This is a genomic window from Flavonifractor sp. An92 (assembly GCF_002159175.1).
Classification (GTDB): domain Bacteria; phylum Bacillota; class Clostridia; order Oscillospirales; family Oscillospiraceae; genus Pseudoflavonifractor_A.
Map to the genome: position 1 here is coordinate 158,088 of NZ_NFGZ01000004.1, position 19,430 is coordinate 177,517.

Annotated in this window: 20 protein-coding genes; 19 read left to right on the forward strand and 1 reads right to left on the reverse strand. The window is 64.0% G+C overall.

Annotated features, from left to right (window positions below; all coding sequences use genetic code 11):
• Positions 1-39: 39 nt before the first annotated feature.
• The 15 genes from B5G43_RS04960 (at position 40) to trmFO (ending at position 16,564) form a co-directional block, all read left to right on the forward strand.
• Positions 40-384, forward strand: coding sequence for a YbaB/EbfC family nucleoid-associated protein (locus B5G43_RS04960; protein ID WP_087259362.1), 345 nt, complete (start codon positions 40-42; stop codon positions 382-384).
• Between the two features lie 2 nt (positions 385-386).
• Complete coding sequence (locus B5G43_RS04965; protein ID WP_087259363.1) at positions 387-947, forward strand: GNAT family N-acetyltransferase; 561 nt, start codon at positions 387-389, stop codon at positions 945-947.
• A complete protein-coding gene (locus B5G43_RS04970; RefSeq protein ID WP_087259364.1) occupies positions 944-1,441 on the forward strand; it encodes an FUSC family protein in 498 nt (165 codons plus the stop codon). Before B5G43_RS04965 ends, B5G43_RS04970 begins: the two co-directional genes overlap by 4 nt.
• Positions 1,442-1,459: 18 nt before the next feature.
• Positions 1,460-2,587 carry a DUF362 domain-containing protein gene (locus B5G43_RS04975; protein ID WP_087259365.1) on the forward strand — a complete coding sequence of 376 codons (1,128 nt, stop codon included), beginning with the start codon at positions 1,460-1,462 and terminating at the stop codon, positions 2,585-2,587.
• 86 nt (positions 2,588-2,673) lie between these two features.
• Entirely contained in the window at positions 2,674-3,321 is a 648-nt protein-coding gene (gene deoC / locus B5G43_RS04980) for a deoxyribose-phosphate aldolase (protein WP_087259366.1), read from the forward strand.
• 224 nt (positions 3,322-3,545) lie between these two features.
• Positions 3,546-4,781: a BMP family ABC transporter substrate-binding protein gene (locus tag B5G43_RS04985; RefSeq protein ID WP_242960460.1), complete on the forward strand. Its 1,236-nt coding sequence runs from the start codon at positions 3,546-3,548 to the stop codon at positions 4,779-4,781.
• A gap of 173 nt (positions 4,782-4,954) precedes the next feature.
• The gene (locus tag B5G43_RS04990; protein WP_087259398.1) at positions 4,955-6,463 is read left to right on the forward strand and encodes an ABC transporter ATP-binding protein; all 1,509 of its coding nucleotides are present in this window, start codon (positions 4,955-4,957) and stop codon (positions 6,461-6,463) included.
• A 3-nt stretch (positions 6,464-6,466) separates the two neighbouring features.
• Entirely contained in the window at positions 6,467-7,603 is a 1,137-nt protein-coding gene (locus B5G43_RS04995; protein ID WP_087259367.1) for an ABC transporter permease, read from the forward strand.
• Positions 7,603-8,544 carry an ABC transporter permease gene (locus B5G43_RS05000; protein ID WP_087259368.1) on the forward strand — a complete coding sequence of 314 codons (942 nt, stop codon included), beginning with the start codon at positions 7,603-7,605 and terminating at the stop codon, positions 8,542-8,544. The genes B5G43_RS04995 and B5G43_RS05000 overlap by 1 nt, the downstream gene beginning before the upstream one ends.
• A gap of 178 nt (positions 8,545-8,722) precedes the next feature.
• Entirely contained in the window at positions 8,723-10,105 is a 1,383-nt protein-coding gene (locus B5G43_RS05005) for a potassium transporter TrkG (RefSeq protein ID WP_087259369.1), read from the forward strand.
• 13 nt (positions 10,106-10,118) lie between these two features.
• Positions 10,119-10,769: a TrkA family potassium uptake protein gene (locus B5G43_RS05010; RefSeq protein ID WP_087259370.1), complete on the forward strand. Its 651-nt coding sequence runs from the start codon at positions 10,119-10,121 to the stop codon at positions 10,767-10,769.
• Between the two features lie 12 nt (positions 10,770-10,781).
• On the forward strand, positions 10,782-11,543 hold the full coding sequence (locus B5G43_RS05015; protein ID WP_087259371.1) for an RNA methyltransferase: 762 nt from the start codon (positions 10,782-10,784) through the stop codon (positions 11,541-11,543).
• A gap of 32 nt (positions 11,544-11,575) precedes the next feature.
• The gene (dprA, locus tag B5G43_RS05020; protein ID WP_087259372.1) at positions 11,576-12,787 is read left to right on the forward strand and encodes a DNA-processing protein DprA; all 1,212 of its coding nucleotides are present in this window, start codon (positions 11,576-11,578) and stop codon (positions 12,785-12,787) included.
• 81 nt (positions 12,788-12,868) lie between these two features.
• Positions 12,869-15,211, forward strand: coding sequence for a type I DNA topoisomerase (gene topA, locus B5G43_RS05025; protein ID WP_087259373.1), 2,343 nt, complete (start codon positions 12,869-12,871; stop codon positions 15,209-15,211).
• Between the two features lie 42 nt (positions 15,212-15,253).
• The gene (gene trmFO / locus B5G43_RS05030) at positions 15,254-16,564 is read left to right on the forward strand and encodes a methylenetetrahydrofolate--tRNA-(uracil(54)-C(5))-methyltransferase (FADH(2)-oxidizing) TrmFO (protein WP_087259374.1); all 1,311 of its coding nucleotides are present in this window, start codon (positions 15,254-15,256) and stop codon (positions 16,562-16,564) included.
• Here the strand turns inward: trmFO and B5G43_RS05035 are convergent.
• Positions 16,561-16,794, reverse strand: a complete 234-nt coding sequence (locus tag B5G43_RS05035; protein ID WP_143382833.1) for a hypothetical protein — start codon at positions 16,792-16,794, stop codon at positions 16,561-16,563. The two genes, trmFO and B5G43_RS05035, sit on opposite strands and share 4 nt — an antisense overlap.
• 68 nt (positions 16,795-16,862) lie before the next feature.
• Here B5G43_RS05035 and B5G43_RS05040 point away from each other — a divergent pair, with 68 nt between their 5' ends.
• From B5G43_RS05040 to rnc, 4 genes are all read left to right on the forward strand, one after another.
• The gene (locus B5G43_RS05040; RefSeq protein ID WP_087259376.1) at positions 16,863-17,114 is read left to right on the forward strand and encodes a helix-turn-helix transcriptional regulator; all 252 of its coding nucleotides are present in this window, start codon (positions 16,863-16,865) and stop codon (positions 17,112-17,114) included.
• A 4-nt stretch (positions 17,115-17,118) separates the two neighbouring features.
• Positions 17,119-18,156 carry a phosphate acyltransferase PlsX gene (gene plsX / locus B5G43_RS05045; protein WP_087259377.1) on the forward strand — a complete coding sequence of 346 codons (1,038 nt, stop codon included), beginning with the start codon at positions 17,119-17,121 and terminating at the stop codon, positions 18,154-18,156.
• 140 nt (positions 18,157-18,296) lie between these two features.
• Positions 18,297-18,530, forward strand: coding sequence for an acyl carrier protein (locus B5G43_RS05050; RefSeq protein WP_087259378.1), 234 nt, complete (start codon positions 18,297-18,299; stop codon positions 18,528-18,530).
• Between the two features lie 74 nt (positions 18,531-18,604).
• Complete coding sequence (gene rnc, locus B5G43_RS05055) at positions 18,605-19,282, forward strand: ribonuclease III (protein ID WP_087259379.1); 678 nt, start codon at positions 18,605-18,607, stop codon at positions 19,280-19,282.
• Positions 19,283-19,430: the final 148 nt, after the last annotated feature.

Sequence of the window (19,430 nt, forward strand, 5' to 3'; positions counted from 1 at the left end):
GACCCGGATCGCTGTGAAGATTTAAAGGAGGAAGTACACATGGCGAAAGGCTTTGGACGCCCCGGTATGGGGGGCATGGGCGGCATCAACATGAATATGATCAAGCAGGCCCAGAAGATGCAGCAGGACATGCAGAAGATGCAGCAGGAGCTCCAGGAGAAGGAGTACACCGCCCAGGCCGGCGGCGGCGTGGTGGAGGCTGTGGTCACCGGTAAGCGGGAGCTCAAGAGCCTGACCATCGACCCCGAGGCGGTGGACCCCGAGGACGTGGAGATGCTCCAGGACCTGATCGTGGCCGCCGTGAACGAGGCCATCCGCAAGGCCGACAGCGACGCGGCCAGCTCCATGCAGCAGATCACCGGCGGGCTGGGCCTGTCCTTCTGAGCATGGACCGCGCAGCGCAACTGGGGGCGGACGCGGTGGTGGAGACGGAGCGTCTCCTCCTGCGCCCGCTCACCCCGGCGGACCGGGGCGACCTGTGCGAGATCCTCCAGGACAAGGAGACCATGTACGCCTACGAGCACGCCTTTTCCGACGAAGAGGTGGACCAGTGGCTCCAGAACCAGCTCCGCCGCTACCGGGAGGAGGGCTTCGGCCTCTGGGCCGCCGTGGACCGGACGAGCGGGGAGATGGTGGGCCAGATCGGCCTCACCCTCCAGGACTGGGACGGACGGCGGGTGCCCGAGGTGGGGTATCTCCTGAAACGTCGCTTCTGGGGGATGGGCTACGCCACTGAGGGGGCCCGTGGGTGCATGGACTACGCCTTTGAGCGCCTGGGCCTTCTGTGGGTCTGCTCCATCATCCGGGACAACAATCTGCCCTCTCAGCGGGTGGCTCAGCGCAACGGCCTGACCCCCCGGGGGCATCTGGTCAAACACTATTATGATATGGACATGCCCCACACCGTCTGGTGCGCCTGGCGTCCGGGCGGGGAGGAATTGCCGTGAAGCTCCATTGGCACAAGCCGGGGATGCGCAACATCAAGACCGCCGTGGCGGTGACCCTGTGCTATTTTATCTTCCTGCCCTTCTGGGACCCGTCCGGTGAGGTGGGTCCCTTTTATGCCTGTATCGCGTCGGTGATCTGCATGCAGGACTCGGTGGAGAAATCCTTCCGGCAGGGGGTCTCCCGCACCATCGGCACCCTGCTGGGCGGCCTTGTGGGTCTGGTGATCCTCTTTGTGGACGACAGCGTGAACAGCAATCTGCTGCTGGGGCTGATGCTGGGCGCGGGGTGCGTGGCGGTGATCTGGCTGTGCAATCTCATCGGCCGGGCCAGCTCCAGCTCCCTGGGCTGCGTGGTGCTCAGCGTGGTGCTCATCAACCACGGCGGCGTGGAGCGGTATATCTATTTCCTCAGCCGGGTGGTGGAGACGGTGGTTGGCATCGCCGTTGCGGTGGCGGTCAACCATCTGCTGCCCGATTTCCGAAAGCCGGAGTAAAGAAGGAGAGATGCGAGTATGAACGAAGCAAAGGTGTATTTTTCCGACCTGCGGGCCAAGCCCGGGATGAACCTGCTCAACAAGCTGGAGAAGCTCATCCGTACCGCCGGCATCGGAGACATCGACTTTGAGAAGAAGATGGTTGCCATCAAGCTCCACTTCGGCGAGCCGGGCAACCTGTCCTACCTGCGGCCCAACTACGCCAAGGTGGTGGCCGACGTGGTGAAGAGCCTGGGGGGCATCCCCTTCCTCACCGACTGCAACACCCTGTATGTGGGCCGCCGGAAGAACGCCGTGGAGCACCTGGACGCGGCCTATGAGAACGGCTATTCCCCCTTCACCACCGGCTGCCAGATCCTCATCGGCGACGGCCTGAAGGGCACCGACGACGTGGAGGTCCCCGTGGAGGGCGGCGAGTACGTGAAGAACGCCAAGATCGGCCGGGCCATCATGGACGCCGACGTGTTCATCTCCCTGTCCCACTTCAAGGGCCACGAGGCCACCGGCTTCGGCGGCGCGCTGAAGAACATCGGCATGGGCTGCGGCAGCCGCGCCGGTAAGATGGAGCAGCACAACGCCGGCAAGCCCGACGTGGACCAGTCGGTCTGTGTGGGCTGCCGCCAGTGCGCCAAGCAGTGCGCCCAGGACGCCATCTCCTTCGGGGAGAACAAGAAGGCCTCCATCGACCACAACAAGTGCGTGGGCTGCGGCCGCTGTCTGGGTATGTGCAACTTCGACGCCATCTCCAACTCCAACAGCTGCGCCAACGACGAGCTCAACGCCAAGATCGCCGAGTACTCCAAGGCGGTGCTGTGGGGCCGTCCCCACTTCCACATCAGCCTGGTCATCGACATCTCGCCCTACTGCGACTGCCACGCGGAGAACGACCTGCCCATCCTGCCCGACGTGGGCATGTTCGCCTCCTTCGACCCGGTGGCCCTGGACCAGGCCTGTGCTGACGCCTGCCTGCGCCAGCAGCCCATCCCCGGCTCCCAGCTGGACGAGAACCTCCACCGTGAGGGCTTCCACGACCACCACGACCACTTCTGCAACAACTTCCCCGAGACCAACTGGCAGACCTGCCTGAGCCACGCCGAGAAGATCGGCCTGGGCACCCGGAGCTACCAGCTCATCGAGGTAAAGTAAGCGCCCCTTGACCGAAAACCTGGAAAAAGGGTATAATGATGGAGGCCCATATCCGCCCTGAGCGTGAAGAGAAAGGAATATGCAGCATGGATAAGAAGGAAATTTTGAGACACTGCGACCACACCCTTCTGAAACAGGAGGCCACCTGGGAGCAGATCAAGAAGATCTGCGACGAGGGCAAGGCGTACGAGTGCGCCTCGGTGTGTATCCCCGCCTCCTATGTCAAGCAGGCGGCCGACTACGTGGGCAACGACCTGAAGATCTGTACCGTCATCGGCTTCCCCAACGGCTACTCCACCACCGAGGTGAAGGTCTTTGAGACCGAGGACGCTGTGCGCAACGGCGCCGACGAGATCGACATGGTGGTCAACCTGGGCTGGGTGAAGGACCGCCGCTGGGACGACGTGCTGGCCGAGATGAAGTCCATCAAGGCCTCCTGCAACGGGCGCATCCTGAAGGTCATCGTGGAGGCCTGCCTCCTGACCGAGGAGGAGAAGATCAAGCTCTGCGAGCTGGTCACCGAGGCGGGCGCGGAGTATATCAAGACCTCCACCGGCTTCTCCACCGGCGGCGCCACCGTGGAGGATGTGGCCCTGTTCAAGGCCCACATCGGCCCCGAGGTGAAGATCAAGGCCGCCGGCGGCATCCGCACCTTCGAGGCGGCCCAGGCCATGATGGATGCCGGCGCGGACCGCATCGGCGCCAGCGCCCTGGTGAAGCTGGCCGACGCGTAAGGAATCGTAAAGAAATCATAAGAAATTAGGAGCCTCTGCAAATTTGCAGGGGCTCCTTCGCACTTATTTAACACTTTTGTAAAAAGTTCCGTCGAATTGTAAAATTACAGTTGCCCTTTATTCGTCGGTGTTGTATAATATATGCGTGCCCAGCCCAGAGAGACGCGGAAAGGCCGCCTCCGGCTGGGAACTTGTTTCTGTTCAGGAAAGGAAGGTTGATTACATTGAAGAAGGGTAAAAAGATCGCAGCCCTGCTGCTTGCCCTGTCCATGAGCGCCGGCCTGGTGGCCTGCGGAGGCGGCGGCAGCACCACCAGCAATCCGCCGGAGGGCAGCGGTGATCCGAGCACTGCCGCCAGCGATTACAAGGTGGCCATGATCACCGACTATGGCGACATCACCGACCAGTCCTTCAACCAGACCACTTACGAGGCCTGCAAGGCCTTCTGTGATGCCAACAACGTGACCTTCAACTACTATAAGCCCAGCGGCGACTCCACCGCCGAGCGTGTGGCCATGGTGGACGCCGCCGTGGCTGACGGCTACAACGTCATCGTCATGCCCGGCTACGCTTTCGGCGGCACCATCGTGGAGGCCTCCCAGAACTACCCCGACGTGAAGTTCGTGGCTCTGGACGTGGCCGCCGGCGACATCCTGGAGGCCGGTGTGCCTCTGAAGGGCGAGGAGTACGACTACAACCCCGACAACTGGAACGTCACCGACTACTACTACTCCGATAACGTGTACAGCGCCGTGTACCAGGAGGAGCTGTGCGGCTACATGGCCGGCTACGCCGCCGTGCAGCTGGGCTACACCCACCTGGGCTTCCTGGGCGGCATGGCCGTCCCCGCCGTCATGCGCTACGGCTACGGCTTCATCCAGGGCGCCGACGCCGCTGCCTCTGAGCTGGGCATCGCCGATCAGGTGACCGTGGAGTACGTCTACGGCAACCAGTTCTCCGGCGACGCCGACATCACCAGCTACATGGACAACTGGTATCAGACCCTGGGCGTGGAAGTCGTCTTTGCCTGCGGCGGCGGCATCTACACCTCCGCGGCTGAGGCCGCTGCCAAGGTTGGCGGCAAGGTCATCGGCGTGGACGTGGACCAGGCTGCCATCATCGACCAGTACGGCGAGGGCATGACCGTCACCTCCGCTATGAAGGGTCTGGCCCCCACCACCCAGCACATCCTGGACGAGATCATCAACAACGACAACTGGTCCAACTACGCTGGTAAGATCGAGACCCTGGGCCTGGTGTCCGGCGACGATCCCGAGGCCAACTACGTCCAGCTGCCCATGGAGTCCACCCAGTGGGATGACAACTTCACCCAGGACAGCTACAAGGCTCTGGTGGCCGCTCTGTACGACGGCACCATCACCGTCTCCAACGACACCTCCGTGGAGCCCGCTGCCAACGCTTCGGCCATCACCGTCAACGCTTACGGCAACATCAAGTAAAACCGGTACCGGTTATCTCTGTCTCTAAGAGAGGGCGGGTTCATCCCGCCCTCTCTTTCTCTCTCTTCCACAAAATTATTTTGAAAAATGAGACGCAATATAGTACAATAGTCTTGTCACTATCCTGCGAAAGAAGGAGGTCGGTAAGCTTGGAACAGCCCTATGCCATTGAGATGCTGAATATCACGAAGCGCTTCCCCGGCATCATCGCCAATGACAATATCACGCTGCAGCTGAGAAAAGGCGAGATCCACGCCTTGCTGGGCGAAAACGGAGCCGGAAAATCCACGCTGATGAGCGTGCTGTTCGGACTCTACCAGCCGGAGGAGGGCACCATCAAGAAGGACGGACAGGTGGTGCAGATCAAAGACCCCAATGACGCCAACGATCTGGGGATCGGCATGGTCCATCAGCACTTCAAGCTGGTGGAGTGCTTCTCCGTCCTGGACAACATCATCCTGGGCGTGGAGCCGTGCAAGCACGGTTTCCTCCAGAAGGCCGATGCCCGCAAAAAGGTGATGGCCCTCTCGGAGAAATACGGCCTCATGGTGGACCCGGACGCGCTGATCGAGGACGTCACGGTGGGCATGCAGCAGCGCACCGAGATCCTGAAGATGCTGTACCGCGACAATGAGATCCTCATCTTTGATGAGCCCACCGCGGTGCTGACGCCTCAGGAGATCGAGGAGCTCATGCAGATCATGCACAACCTGGCGAAGGAGGGGAAGAGCATCCTCTTCATCTCCCACAAGCTCAACGAGATCATGGAGGTGGCCGACCGCTGCTCGGTGCTGCGCAAGGGCAAGTACATCGGCACGGTGGACATCGCCAATACCACCAAGGAAGAGCTCTCCCGGATGATGGTGGGCCGCAACGTGGAGTTCCAGGTCCACAAGGAGCCCGCCAAGCCCAAGGATGTCATCCTGGAAGTGGAGGACCTCACCGTGGGCTCCAAGAGCCACGGCAACAACGCCGTCAAGGGCGTGAGCTTCAACGTCCGGGCCGGCGAGATCGTCTGCATCGCCGGTATCGACGGCAACGGCCAGACCGAGCTGGTCTACGGCCTGACCGGTCTGGAGCCGCTGAAGGGCGGCAAGATCTCCCTGAATGGGCAGGACATCACCCACACCTCCATCCGCAAGCGCTCCACCATGGGCATGAGCCACATCCCCGAGGACCGGCACAAGCACGGCCTGGTGCTGGACTACACCCTGGAGGACAACATGGTGCTCCAGCGGTATTTCGAGCCGGAGTTTGTCTCCAAGGCCGGATTCCTGAAGCGGAAGGCCATCCGCGCGTACGCCGAGCGGCTCATCGAGCAGTACGACGTGCGCTCCGGCCAGGGCCCCATCACCATCGCCCGGGCCATGTCGGGCGGCAACCAGCAGAAGGCCATCGTGGCCCGCGAGATCGACAAGGACCCCGAGCTTCTGATCGCGGTGCAGCCCACCCGCGGCCTGGACGTGGGCGCCATCGAGTACATCCACAAGCAGATCGTGGCCCAGCGGGACGCCGGCAAGGGCGTGCTGCTGGTGTCGCTGGAGCTGGACGAGGTCATGGCCCTGTCCGACCGCATCCTGGTCATGTACGAGGGTGAGATCGTGGGCGAACTGGACCCCAAGACCACCACCGTGGAAGAGATGGGTCTGTACATGGCCGGCGCCAAGCGAAAGGGGGCATAAGAGATGAAAGGAAAACGACAGCCCCTTCTGCGCAACAAGGGCGTACAGTCCCTGCTGGCGGCTCTGCTGTGCATCCTGATCGGCCTGATCGTGGGTTACATCGTGCTGCTCATCATCAATCCCGCCGGCGCGTGGGAGGCCATCAAGACCATCGTGGAGAACTTCCTCTACTATCCCACCGCCAACGCACGGCTGCGCTATCTGGGCAACACTCTGGTCAAGACCGCGCCGCTGCTGATGTGTTCGCTGTCCATCCTGTTTGCCTATAAGGTGGGCCTCTTTAACATCGGCGCCGCCGGTCAGTATGTGGTGGGCGCGGGCGCCAGCCTCTACTTCGCCCTGGGCCTGAACATGCCCTGGTTTGTCTGCCTCATCGCGGGTATCCTGGCCGGTGCGGTGCTGGGCGCCATCTCCGGCGCGCTGAAGGCCTACTGCAACGTCAACGAGGTCATCTCCTGCATCATGCTCAACTGGATCAGCCTCTACCTGGTCAACACCCTGCTGACCAACGTGAAGGAGGGCGCCAGCCCCTACACCATCCAGCTCTCCACCGGTAACCCCGGCGCCATCATCCCCTCCCTGGGGCTGAGCGCGCTGTTCGGCAACAACCGCTACGTCACCATCGCCATCCCCCTGGCCGTCGTGATGTCGGTGCTCATCTGGGTGCTGCTGGAAAAGACCAAGTTCGGCTATGAGCTCAAGGCCACCGGCTTCAACAAGTTTGCCGCCAAGTACTGCGGCATGAAGGAGAAGCGCAACATCATCCTCACCATGGCCATCGCCGGCGCGCTGGCGGGCATGGGCGCGGGCCTGCTGTACCTGACCGGGTTCGAGCAGTGGTCCACCACCCAGTCCTCGGTGCCCGCCATGGGCTTCAACGGCATCGCCGCTGCCTTCCTGGGCGGCCTGAACCCCATCGGCGCCATCTTCTCCTCCTACTTCATCCAGCACATCACCAACGGCGGCGCGTACGTGGACAAGACCATGTACTCTGCCCAGATCTCCGATCTGGTGTCGTCGCTGATCATCTACCTGTGCGGCTTCGTTCTGTTCTTCAAGACCACGCTGGACCGGCAGCTGGACCGCCGTGCCGAGCGTGAGGCGGCCAAAGCCGCGGCGCAGAAAGGAGGCAACGCGTAATGCTGCTTCTGATCCAATATACGCTGATCTTTGCCTCCGTTCTGATCCTGGTGGCCCTGGGCGGCTGCTTCTCGGAGCACTCGGGCGTCATCAACATCGGTCTGGAGGGTATCATGGTCATGGGCGCCCTGGGCGGCGCGCTGATGATGAAGTTCCTCCCCGGCGGCACGTCCCCCTTCCTGATCATCGTACTGGTGGTCCTGGCCAGTATCGGCCTGGGCATGGTCTACTCCCTGCTGCTGGCGGTGGCGGCCATCAACTTCAAGGCCGACCAGACCCTGGTGGGCACCGCCATGAACCTGCTGGGCACCGCGGCGGCCACCGTGTTCGTCAAGGCCATGAACACCGCCGAGAGCGTGGACAACGTGTCCTCCACCATCCAGTACATCGAGCCCAAGAAGGCCTTCCTGGTCAACATCGGGGGCTTTGAGTTCAACTGGTTCATGCTGCTGGCCCTCATCGCGCTGGTGATGGCCTATGTGGTGCTGTATAAGACCCGCTTCGGTCTGCGCCTGTGCGCCTGCGGCGAGCATCCCCAGGCGGCGGACAGCGTGGGCATCAGCGTGATGAAGATGCGCTACGCGGGCGTGCTGATCTCCGGCATGCTGGGCGGCCTGGGCGGCATCGTGTACATCACCGCCGGCGTCAGCGAGTGGAAGTTTGAGAACGGCGTGGCTGGCTTCGGCTTCCTGGCCCTGGCCGTCATGATCTTCGGCCAGTGGAAGCCCACCCGCATCGCCCTGGCGGCGCTGCTGTTCGGCCTGTTCCGCGCTCTGGCCAACGTGTACACCGGCTTCGATTTCCTCAACTCGCTCCAGCTCCCCAGCAGCGTGTACAACATGCTGCCCTACATCATCTCCCTCATCGTGCTGGCCTTCACCTCCCAGAATTCCCGCGCGCCCAAGGCGGAAGGCATCCCCTACGACAAGGGACAGCGCTGACGGGAGCGCTCCGCACCCTCAAACCGGCAGGGACGTTTGTCCCTGCCGGTTTTTTGCCGGCGTCGGGAAATCATGGTTGACTTGAATCCGTGGTTGGGGTATGCTATACTGCAATTTGAATAACTTCGCGCGGAGCGGCCTAAGCCGGGAAATCCGCGCGGGGGAAAGGAAGCATTCCATGCGTTACGAAATCATGGCCTGGCTGCGGGAACGGTTCCAGAACCGGCGGGGCCTCAATCCCACCCGGGTGGTGGTATTCTCCTTCGGCATCATCATTCTGCTGGGCGCGCTGCTCCTGACGCTCCCCGTCGCCTCGCGGGACGGGCAGAGCGCCGGATTCTTCACGGCGCTGTTCACCGCCACGTCCTGCACCTGCGTGACAGGCCTGATCCTGGTGGACACCTGGACCCAGTGGAGCCTCTTCGGCCAGGTGGTCATCCTGGGGCTGATCCAGATGGGCGGCCTGGGGTTCATGACGGTGCTGACCCTGCTGTCCCTGGCCCTGCGCCGCCGCATCGGACTCTCCGAGCGGCTGGTGATGGTCTCTACCTTTAATCTGAACGAAATGGACGGCGTGGTCCGGGTGGTGCGCCACGCCCTGCGGGGCACCTTTTTGATCGAGGGCATCGGCGCGGTGATCCTGGCCAGCCGTTTCATCCCCCAGTTCGGCGTGATCCGGGGGCTCTGGTACGGCATATTCCACGCCGTCTCCGCTTTTTGCAACGCGGGATTCGACTTGCTGGGCGGGGAGTACGGCCCGTTCTCCAGCCTGGCTGGGGTGAACGGCGACCCGGTGATCCTCATCACCATCGCCCTGCTCATCATCATCGGTGGCCTGGGCTTCTTTGTGTGGGAGGACCTTCTCCACTGGCCCAAGCGGCGGAAGCTCTCCCTGTACACCCGCCTGGTGCTGGCCATCACGGTCTCGCTCCTGGTGCTGGGAACCTTCCTCACCCTGGTGGCCGAGTACGACAACCCCGCCACGCTGGGGGGCATGGGGCCGGGCAAGACGGTCCTCAACGCCTTCTTCCAGTCCACCACCCTGCGCACCGCCGGCTTTGACGCCCTGGGTCAGGGCAACCTCCAGGAGGGGACCAAGGCGGTGTCGGTGCTCTTCATGCTCATCGGCGGCTCCTCCGGCTCCACCGCCGGCGGCCTCAAGACCGTGACGGTGGCGGTGCTGCTGCTGGCCCTGCGGGCCAACCTGAAGGGCCGGAAGCAGGTGACGGTAGGCCGGCGGGCCATCTCCATGGACCGGGTGATGGACGCCATGACCCTGACGCTGGTGGTGGGCCTGCTCTTCCTGTGCAGCGCCATCACCATGACCATCGTGGAGGACCTGCCCATCATTGACTGCGCCTTTGAGGTGGCCTCGGCCATGGGCACCGTGGGCCTGACCACCGGCATCACGCCGACGCTGACGCGCCTGTCGCAGTCGCTGCTGATCTTCCTGATGTATGTGGGCCGGGTGGGCGTGCTGTCCTTCTCGCTGGCCTTCCTGGCGGCCAAGCAGAAGGGCGCGGGCATCCGCTACCCCAACGTGAACATTATGATCGGATAAGGAGGAACACTCCATGAAAACCTTTGTGGTGATCGGACTGGGCCGCTTCGGCAGCGCGGTGGCCACCGAGCTGTGCAGCCTGGGCCATGAGGTCCTGGCGCTGGACACCGACGCGGAGAAGATTCAGAAGCTGGCCGACCAGGTGACCCACGCCGTGGTGGGAGACGCCCGGGACGCCGACGTGCTGCGGGCCCTGGGGGTGCGCAACTACGACTGCGCCATCGTGGCCACCGGCTTCGACGTGGGCAACTCCACCCTCATCACCCTGAACCTGAAGGAGGCCGGGGTGCGGCAGGTCATCTGCAAGGCCCAGAGCCACGTGCACCGGAAGGTGCTGGAGAAGATCGGGGCGGACCGGGTGGTGTTCCCCGAGCATGAGATGGGCCTGAAGCTGGCCCAGGGCCTGTCCAGCGTGAACGTGCTGAACTTCATTGAGCTCTCCGACGACTTCGGCATCGTGGAGCTGACTGCCCCGAAGAGCTGGCAGGGCAAGACCCTGCGGGATCTGGACGTGCGGGCGCGCTACCACGTGAGCGTCATCGCGGTGCGGGACCGGGAGGGCGAGCTGGACGTGGCCCCCGGCGCCGACCATGTGGTGGGCAAGGACAGCAAGCTGGTGGTGCTGGGGCGCAGCGAGCACATCAACCGCCTCCACGACCTGTAAGGAGGGGAGAGCATGGAGCGCATCACCAGCCGCCGCAATCCCCTGGTGCAGCACATCCGCCGCCTGGGGGCGGAGCGGAAGTACCGCCGGGCCCAGAATGCCTTCCTCTGCGAGGGGGACAAGCTGGTGGGGGAGGCCCTGCGCTGGCAGGGCGGGGTGGAGACCCTGGTCTGTACCGAGGGCACGACTCCTCCGGAGTGCCCCGGCGGGACCCGCCTGGTGGAGGTGCCCGCCGACATCATGGAGCACCTCTCTACCGTGAAGACCCCCCAGCATTTGATGGCGGTGTGCGCGCTGCCGGACCGAACGCTCCCGGAGCAGCTGGCCCCGGGCCGGTATCTGGTGCTGGACGGGGTGCAGGACCCGGGCAACGTGGGCACCATCTGGCGCACCGCCGACGCCTTCGGGGCGGACGCGGTGATCTTGGTCAACGGCTGCGCCGACCCCTTTTCGCCCAAGACCGTGCGCTCCACCATGGGAGCCTGTTTCCGGCTCCCGGTGTGGGAGAGCGATTTTGACACCCTGGCCGCCCGCCTGAAAGAGGCGGGGGTGCCCCTCTACACCACCGCCCTGCGGGAGGACACCGCCGACGTGCGGGAGCTGTCCCTGGACCGGGCGGCGGTGGTCATCGGCAGCGAGGGGAGAGGGGTGTCCCAGCAGGCGCTGGACCTGTGTGAACGCACCGTGAAGATCCCCATGCGGCCGCGGTGCGAGTCCCTCAACGCAGCGGTGGCCGCCTCGGTGGTGCTTTGGGAGATGGCCCGGGGCGACTGAGTTTCCAAGAGAAAAAACGGGAGGCGGTTTCCATGTCCACTCTCAGCGATTGGCTCTGGCTGACCACCCGGGCGGGCCTGCGCACCGGCGAGGCCGCGGCCCTGGCCCGGCGCTTCGGCGGACCGAGGGCGGTGTACTGCGCCGACCCCAAGGAGTTCGAGCTGCTCCGCCTCCCCGCCGAACTGCGGCGGAGCCTGGCGGACAAGGCGTTCACCGCTGCGGAGCGGGTTCTGGCCGACTGCGACCGGCTGGGCATCGACATCATCACCCTCCAGGACGCCTCCTACCCGGAGCGCCTGCGCCACATTGACGACCCGCCCGCCGTGCTCTATCGGAAGGGGCGGGCCTTTCCCCTGGACCAGGAGGTGGCGGTGGCCGTGGTGGGCGCCCGGCGCTGCACCCCCTATGGGACCCAGCTGGCCACGGAGCTGGGCCGGGATCTGGCCCGGCGGGGCGCGGTGGTGGTGTCCGGCATCGCCCAGGGCATCGACAGCGCGGCGCTCCGCGCCGCCCTCCGGGAGGGAGGACGGGTGGTGTCGGTGCTGGGTGGCGGCATCGACGTGGTATATCCTTCCTCCAGCGCCGACCTCTTCCGGGAGATCGGGAGCCGCGGGATGCTTTTGAGCGAGTATCCCCCCGGCACGCCCACCCAGGGGCCCCACTACCCGGTGCGCAACCGCATCATCAGCGGCCTGAGCCTGGGTACGGCGGTGGTGGAGGCCGGAGAGCGCAGCGGCGCGCTCATCACCGCGCGGCTCTCCCTGGACCAGAACCGGGACGTGTTCGCCTTCCCCGGCGCGGTGGGCGCGCCCATGAGCGCGGGGACCAACCGCCTCATCCAGAAGGGGGAGGCCAAGCCCATTTTCTCGGCGGAGGACATTCTGGAGGAGTACGAGGCGGTCTATCCGGGCCGTCTCAGCCCCCGGGAGGCCCCAAAACCGACCCGGACGAAACAGACCGAAATCCCCCGAAAGGAGCCGCGAAAACCGGCGCAAACTCTGGAAGAGGTTGACAAAACGGCGGAGAGGGCTTATAGTACCTTCCGAGCGGAGGATGTCGGCTTCACCGATGACGAGCAGGCGGTGCTCCGGGCGCTGGGGGCGGAGAGCCTCCATCCCGACGAGCTGGCCGAGCGCTCCGGCATTCCGGCCCGCCGGGTGCTCTCGGCGCTGACCCTCCTGGAAATGCGGGGGTGCGTGAAGAGCGCGCCGGGCCATGTATTTACTGCGGCGGCGGGGTCCTAGGCTTCGGGAAGCGCCGCCGATTCCTAGCACGCTCCGCCCCCGGGCGGGGAGCGTGTTTGCTATATTTTTGGAGGTACAGTTGTGGCAAAAACGAATCTTGTGATCGTGGAGTCCCCGGCCAAGGCCAAGACCATCGGCAAATATCTGGGTCCCGACTATCAGGTGAAAGCCTCGATGGGCCATGTCCGGGACCTTCCCAAGAGCAAGCTGGGCGTGGATGTGGAGCACGGCTTTCAGCCGGACTACCAGCCCATCAAAGGCAAGGAAGAGGTCATCGAGGACCTTCAGAAGGCGGCCAAGAAGAGCGAGAAAGTGTTCCTCGCCACCGACCCGGACCGGGAGGGCGAGGCCATCTCCTGGCACCTGAAGGAGCTTCTGAACATTCCGGACGACAAGACCTACCGGGTCACCTTCAACGAGATCACCAAGAAGGTGGTCAGCGAGTCCATCGCCGCCCCCCGTGGGCTGGACATGGACCTGGTGGACGCCCAGCAGGCCCGACGCATCCTGGACCGGATCGTGGGCTATGAGCTCTCGCCCCTGCTGTGGAAGAAGATCCGCCGGGGCCTGTCCGCCGGACGGGTCCAGTCGGTGGCCACCCGCCTGGTGGTGGAGCGGGAGGAGGAGATCCGGGCCTTCATCCCCCAGGAGTACTGGTCCCTGGACGTGGACCTGGAGCGCATCGCCCCCAACCTGGGCAAGTTCAAGGCCTCCTTCTACGGCCGCGAGAAGAAGATGGAGCTCCACAGCGAGGAAGAGGTGGACGCCGTCCTCGCGGCGGTGGAGCAGGCCCCCTTCACGGTGGCGGGTGTGAAGCGGCAGGACAAGCTGCGCAACCCCGCGCCTCCCTTTACCACCTCCACCCTCCAGCAGGAGGCCAGCCGCAAGCTGAACATGACCCCCCGGCGCACCATGTCCATCGCCCAGCAGCTCTATGAGGGCGTGGACATCGCGGGGGAGGGCACCGTGGGCCTTATCACCTACATGCGTACCGACTCCCTGCGCCTCTCCGACGAGGCCACCGCTGCCGCCCGGGACTTCATCCTGGGCCGGTACGGCCAGGACTACTACCCCGGCAAGGCCCGGACCTTCAAGACCAAGTCGGGGGCCCAGGACGCCCACGAAGCCATCCGTCCCTCCGACGTGCGCCTCACCCCCGAGGACATCAAGAAGGACCTGACCGCCGAGCAGTATCGCCTTTATAAGCTGATCTGGAGCCGCTTCCTGGCCTGCCAGATGAGCCCCGCGGTGTACGACAGCGTCACCATCGACGTGGAGAGCGCGGGCTATCACTTCCGCGCCAACCACTCGTCCCTGAAATTCTCCGGCTACACGGCGGTGTACGTGGAGGGGAAGGACGAGGACGACGAGGTCCTGCGCCAGTCCCCGCTGCCCGACCTGAGCGAGGGCGAGCGGGTGGCCCTGGCCGGCAAGCAGAAGGACCAGCACTTCACCCAGCCCCCCAGCCGCTACACCGAGGCAAGCCTCATCAAGGCGCTGGAGGAGAAGGGCATCGGCCGCCCGTCCACCTACGCCCCCACTATTTCCACCATCCTGGACCGGGAGTATGTGGTGAAGGAGGGGAAGAACCTGCGCCCCACGCCGCTGGGCGAGGTGGTGACAGGCCTCATGAAGGAAAAATTCCCCGACATCGTGGACACCGCCTTCACCGCCCGTATGGAGGAGCGCCTGGACCGGGTGGAAGAGGGCAAGGACAACTGGAAGGACATCCTCTCCGGCTTTTACGGCGACTTCGAGAAGGAGATGCAGGCCGCCGAGCAGGACCTGGAGCGCATCAAGGTCCCCGACGAGGTCTCCGATGTGATCTGCCCCCTGTGCGGGCGGAATCTGGTGTTCAAGTCGGGCCGTTTCGGCCGCTTCCTGGCCTGCCCCGGCTGGCCGGACTGCCCCCACACCCAGCCCATCGTCATCGAGATGCCGGGCCGGTGCCCCAAGTGCGGCGGCAAGATTTTGAAAAAGACCTCCAAGCGGGGCTATGCCTACTACGGCTGTGAGAATAATACCAATAAGGATGAAGCCCGCAAGTGCGACTTCATGACCTGGGACGTGCCGGTGAAGGACAACTGCCCCGAGTGCGGCCACACCCTCTTCAAGAAGTCGGGCCGGGGCTTCCGCAAGCCCTTCTGCATCAACCCGGATTGCAGCCTCTTCGTGCCCGAGGAGGAGCGGGGGTATAAGAAAAAGACCGCCACCGCGGCGGCGGAGAGCCCGGCGGAGGGCGCCCCTCCCGAGGAGGAGCCGAAGAAGGCGGCGGCCAAAAAGACCACCGCCAAAAAGACGACGGCCAAGAAAACCACGGCAAAAAAGACCACCGCCAAGAAGGCGGCGGAGAAGAAGGAGCCGGCGAAAAAGGCAGCGGCCAAAAAGACCACGAAAAAGACGACCAAGAAGGAAGAGGCGTAAGGGCGGCCCCGGCCGCCGCCGCGCCGGAAGATAAGGAGAACTATGGAACCAGTCATCATCATCGGCGCGGGCCTGGCGGGGAGCGAGGCCGCGTGGCAGCTGGCCCGGCGGGGCATCCCGGTGGAGCTGCATGAAATGAAGCCCGCCAAGATGACCCCCGCCCACCACTCCGCCGACTTCGGGGAGCTGGTGTGCTCCAACTCCCTGCGCTCCGACCAGCTGGAGAACGCGGTGGGGCTGCTGAAGGAGGAGCTGCGCCGCCTGGGCTCCCTCATTATGGAGTGTGCCGACCAGCACCGGGTGGAGGCGGGAGGTGCGCTGGCGGTGGACCGCCACGCCTTTTCCGGGGAAATCACCCGGCGCATTCAGGAACACCCCCTCATCACCGTGGTGGAGGGGGAGGTCACGGAGATCCCCGCCGAGGGGAATGTGATCGTGGCCTCCGGGCCCCTCACGTCGGACGCCCTGAGCACTGCCATCCAGGGATTTTTCCCCGAGAGCAAATACCTCAATTTCTTTGACGCCGCCGCGCCGCTGGTGACCTTTGAGAGCGTGGACATGGACAAGGCCTTCTTTGCCTCCCGCTACGACAAGGGCACCCCGGATTATATCAACTGCCCCATGAACGCGGAGGAGTACGCCGCCTTCTGGACCGAGCTGTGCGGCGCGGAGGAGGCCCCGGTCCACGGCTTTGAGGACCGGAGCGTGTTCGAGGGCTGCATGCCGGTGGAGGTCATGGCCCGGCGCGGGGTGGACACCCTGCGCTACGGCCCTCTGAAACCCCGTGGCCTGCGGGACCCCCGCACCGGGAAGGAGCCCTACGCCGTGGTGCAGCTGCGCAAGGACAACGCCGAGGGCTCCATCTACAACATCGTGGGCTTCCAGACCCACCTGCGCTGGCCGGAGCAGAAGCGGGTGTTCCAAATGATCCCCGGCCTGGAGAACGCCGAGTTCATCCGCTACGGCGTCATGCACCGCAACACCTATCTGGACTCGCCCCGGATGCTGGACCGGTATTACCGGGTAAAACACGACCCCCGGGTGTGCTTCGCCGGGCAGATCACCGGCGTGGAGGGCTATGTGGAGTCCACCGCGTCCGGGTATCTGGCGGCGGTGGAGCTGGCCCGGCGGCTCACCGGGAAGGCCCCCGTGGACTTCCCGCAGGAGACCGCCATCGGGGCGCTGGCCCTCTATGTGAGCAACGAGAGCGTTACCGAGTTCCAGCCGATGAACGTCAATTTCGGCATCATCCCGCCCCTGGGCTACAAGGTCAAGGGTAAGCGGAACAAGAACGCGGAATTGAGCAAGCGGGCGCTGGAAATCCTGGATAAACTGAACCCGGCGGAGGTTTAAAGCCGATGCAGGGCCAGGCCCAGCCGGAGGCCCCGGCGGAAGGCGGCCTGGCTGTCCAGCCGGGCGCATTCCTCCAGAACGTCCCGGAGTTTTTGGACGAAATCGCCGCCCAGTTCGTCCCGGACGCGGCCCAAGTGCCGCTCCCGGAGGGCATAGCAGTCGGGGCGCTCCCCGGCTTCTTCCTCCCGCTGGGCGGTCAGTTCGTAGAGGTCCAACAGCAAGTCATCCATATCATCACCCCAATAAAACCGTGTCTCACACTATACACGGTTTTATTGGGCATGTCAAGGGGGCGGCCATGTACCATAATGAATTATTTGGTTTGCGGTTGCGCAAGATACGCAGTCGAAACCATGAGACTCAAAAGGAATTGGCGGAAATTTTGGGTGTAAAGCCAAACCAGATTGGTGAAATGGAAAATGGCCGTGGGGCAACAACCCTTGCAAAATTAGCGCACATATGTGAGCATTACAATGTTTCGGCCGACTACCTGCTGGGCCTGACGGACGAGCCGCGGCCTCTGGTATCAGAGAAGAAAGAAGAGGAGTAAAGACATGAAAATCATCGTAGACGCTATGGGCGGGGACAACGCGCCGGCCTCCAATGTAAAAGGTGCGCTGGCGGCGCTGCGGGAGCAGGGCACCGAGGTCATCCTGGTGGGCCGCGGGGAGGAGATCCTCAAGGTCCTCAACGAGGAGGGCATGGAGGAGCCCCCCACCGGCATGGAGATCGTCCACGCCAGCGAGGTGGTGGAGATCTGCGACAACCCCGCCACGGCGTTTCGGGAGAAGAAGGACTCCTCTCTCACCGTGGGCCTGAACCTCCTCAAGGACGGCAAGGGCGACGCCTTCGTCTCGGCGGGCAGCACCGGCGCCCTTCTGGCGGCGGCCACCCTGCTGGTCAAGCGCATCAAGGGCATCCGCCGGGCGGCCATGGCCCCGGTGGTCCCCACCGCCGCGGGCGGCGCGGTGCTCATCGACTGCGGCGCCACCGCCGAGTGCACCCCCGAGTACCTGCTCCAGTTCGCCTTCATGGGCTCCTATTACGCCGAGCATGTGCTGGGCCGCCCCGAGCCCCGGGTGGGCCTTCTCAACATCGGCGCCGAGCCCTCCAAGGGCACCGAGCTCCAGCAGCGGACCTATCAGCTCCTCAAGGAGGCCGGGGACCAGGGCCGCATCCACTTTGTGGGCAACGTGGAGGGCAAGGAGGCCGTGTACGGCCAGGCCGACGTCATCGTCTCCGACGGCTACTCCGGCAACATCTTCCTCAAAACCATGGAGGGCACCGGCGGCTTCCTGGCCAAGAAGATGAAGGACATGTTCAAGAAGAATATCTTCACCAAGCTGGCCGCCCTGATGGTGATGAGCGGCATCCAGGACCTGAAAAAGATGCTGGACGCCGGCGAGGTGGGCGGTACCGCCTTCATCGGCATCTCCAAGCCGGTCATCAAGGCCCACGGCTCCTCCGACGCCTACGCCATCAAGAACGCCATCCGCCAGGCCGCCAAGTTCGCCTCCTCCGGCATCATCGAGGACATCACCGAGAACGTGGAATACATGCGCCTGCCGGTCCACGGCGGCAAGAGCGAGTGACGGGGTTTACAGGGTTTCCCTCGAAATTTTGTAGGCTTTGGCGAAAAATGAAAATGGCACTTGACACAGCGCCATATCTTGCCTATTATTTTAGTGCAATCAACCGTTCCAGCGGGAACGCGGGATAGGAGTAGATCACTATGGTATTTGAAAAGATCGTGGAGCTGCTGTCTGAGCAGCTGGGCGTGGACCCCGACAACATCACCATGGATACCTCGTTTGAGGAACTGGGCGCTGACTCCGTGGACGTGGTCGATCTGACCATGGCGGTGGAGGAGGCCTTCAACCTGGAGGACCTGGCCGACGAGAATCTGTCCGACATGACCACCGTGGGCGATTTCGTGCGTTTCCTCCAGAAGAAACTGGACGACTAAGACTGCCGAACCGGGAAGCCCCGCTCCAGAGCGGGGCTTTCCTTTTTGAGTGAACGAAGGAAGGAGGAGCGATCATGCTGCCACTGGAAGAGACACTGGGCTATACCTTTCGGGACCCTTCTCTGCTGGATCACGCGCTGACTCACAGCTCCTACGCCAATGAGAACCGCGCCCGCGGGAGCCAGAGCAACGAGCGGCTGGAATTTCTGGGCGATTCGGTGCTGGGCATGGTGACGGCGGATTTTCTGTACCGCACCCACCCGGACCTCCCCGAGGGCGACCTCACCCGCACCCGGGCGGCTCTGGTGTGCGAGGAGAGCCTGGTGGAGGTGGCCCACGCCTGGAACCTGGGGGCCTATCTGAAGCTGGGCCGGGGCGAGAGCGCCGGAGGCGGCCGCAGCCGCCCGTCCATCCAGGCCGACGCGGTGGAGGCCGTACTGGCCGCCGTGTACCTGGACGGGGGCATCGGTTCCGCCCGGAAGATCATCCAGAAGTACATTCTGGACGCCGAGGCCGAGCGGGGCAAGAACCGGGACTATAAGACGGCCTTGCAGGAACTGGTCCAGCGGGAGAGCGGCCAGGTGCTGCAATACCATCTGGTGGGCTCCAGCGGCCCGGACCACGCCAAGGTGTTCACCGTAGAGGTGACCCTCAACGGCAAGACCGTGGGCCGGGGCGAGGGCCACAGCAAAAAGGAAGCCGAGCAGAATTCTGCCCGCGCCGCCATCGACGCGCTGGGCGGAGGAAAGTAAGCGCCGGGCCGGAGGGCCATGCCGGAGAGCATGGACTCCGGCCTTTTCCGCGTCCCGTCGGGTGCGAAAGGGTTTGCAAAACAGGGCTTGGGTTGGTATAATAATGTATTACCATATGTGCGCCCTGGAAGAACGGCAGGGTAAGCGG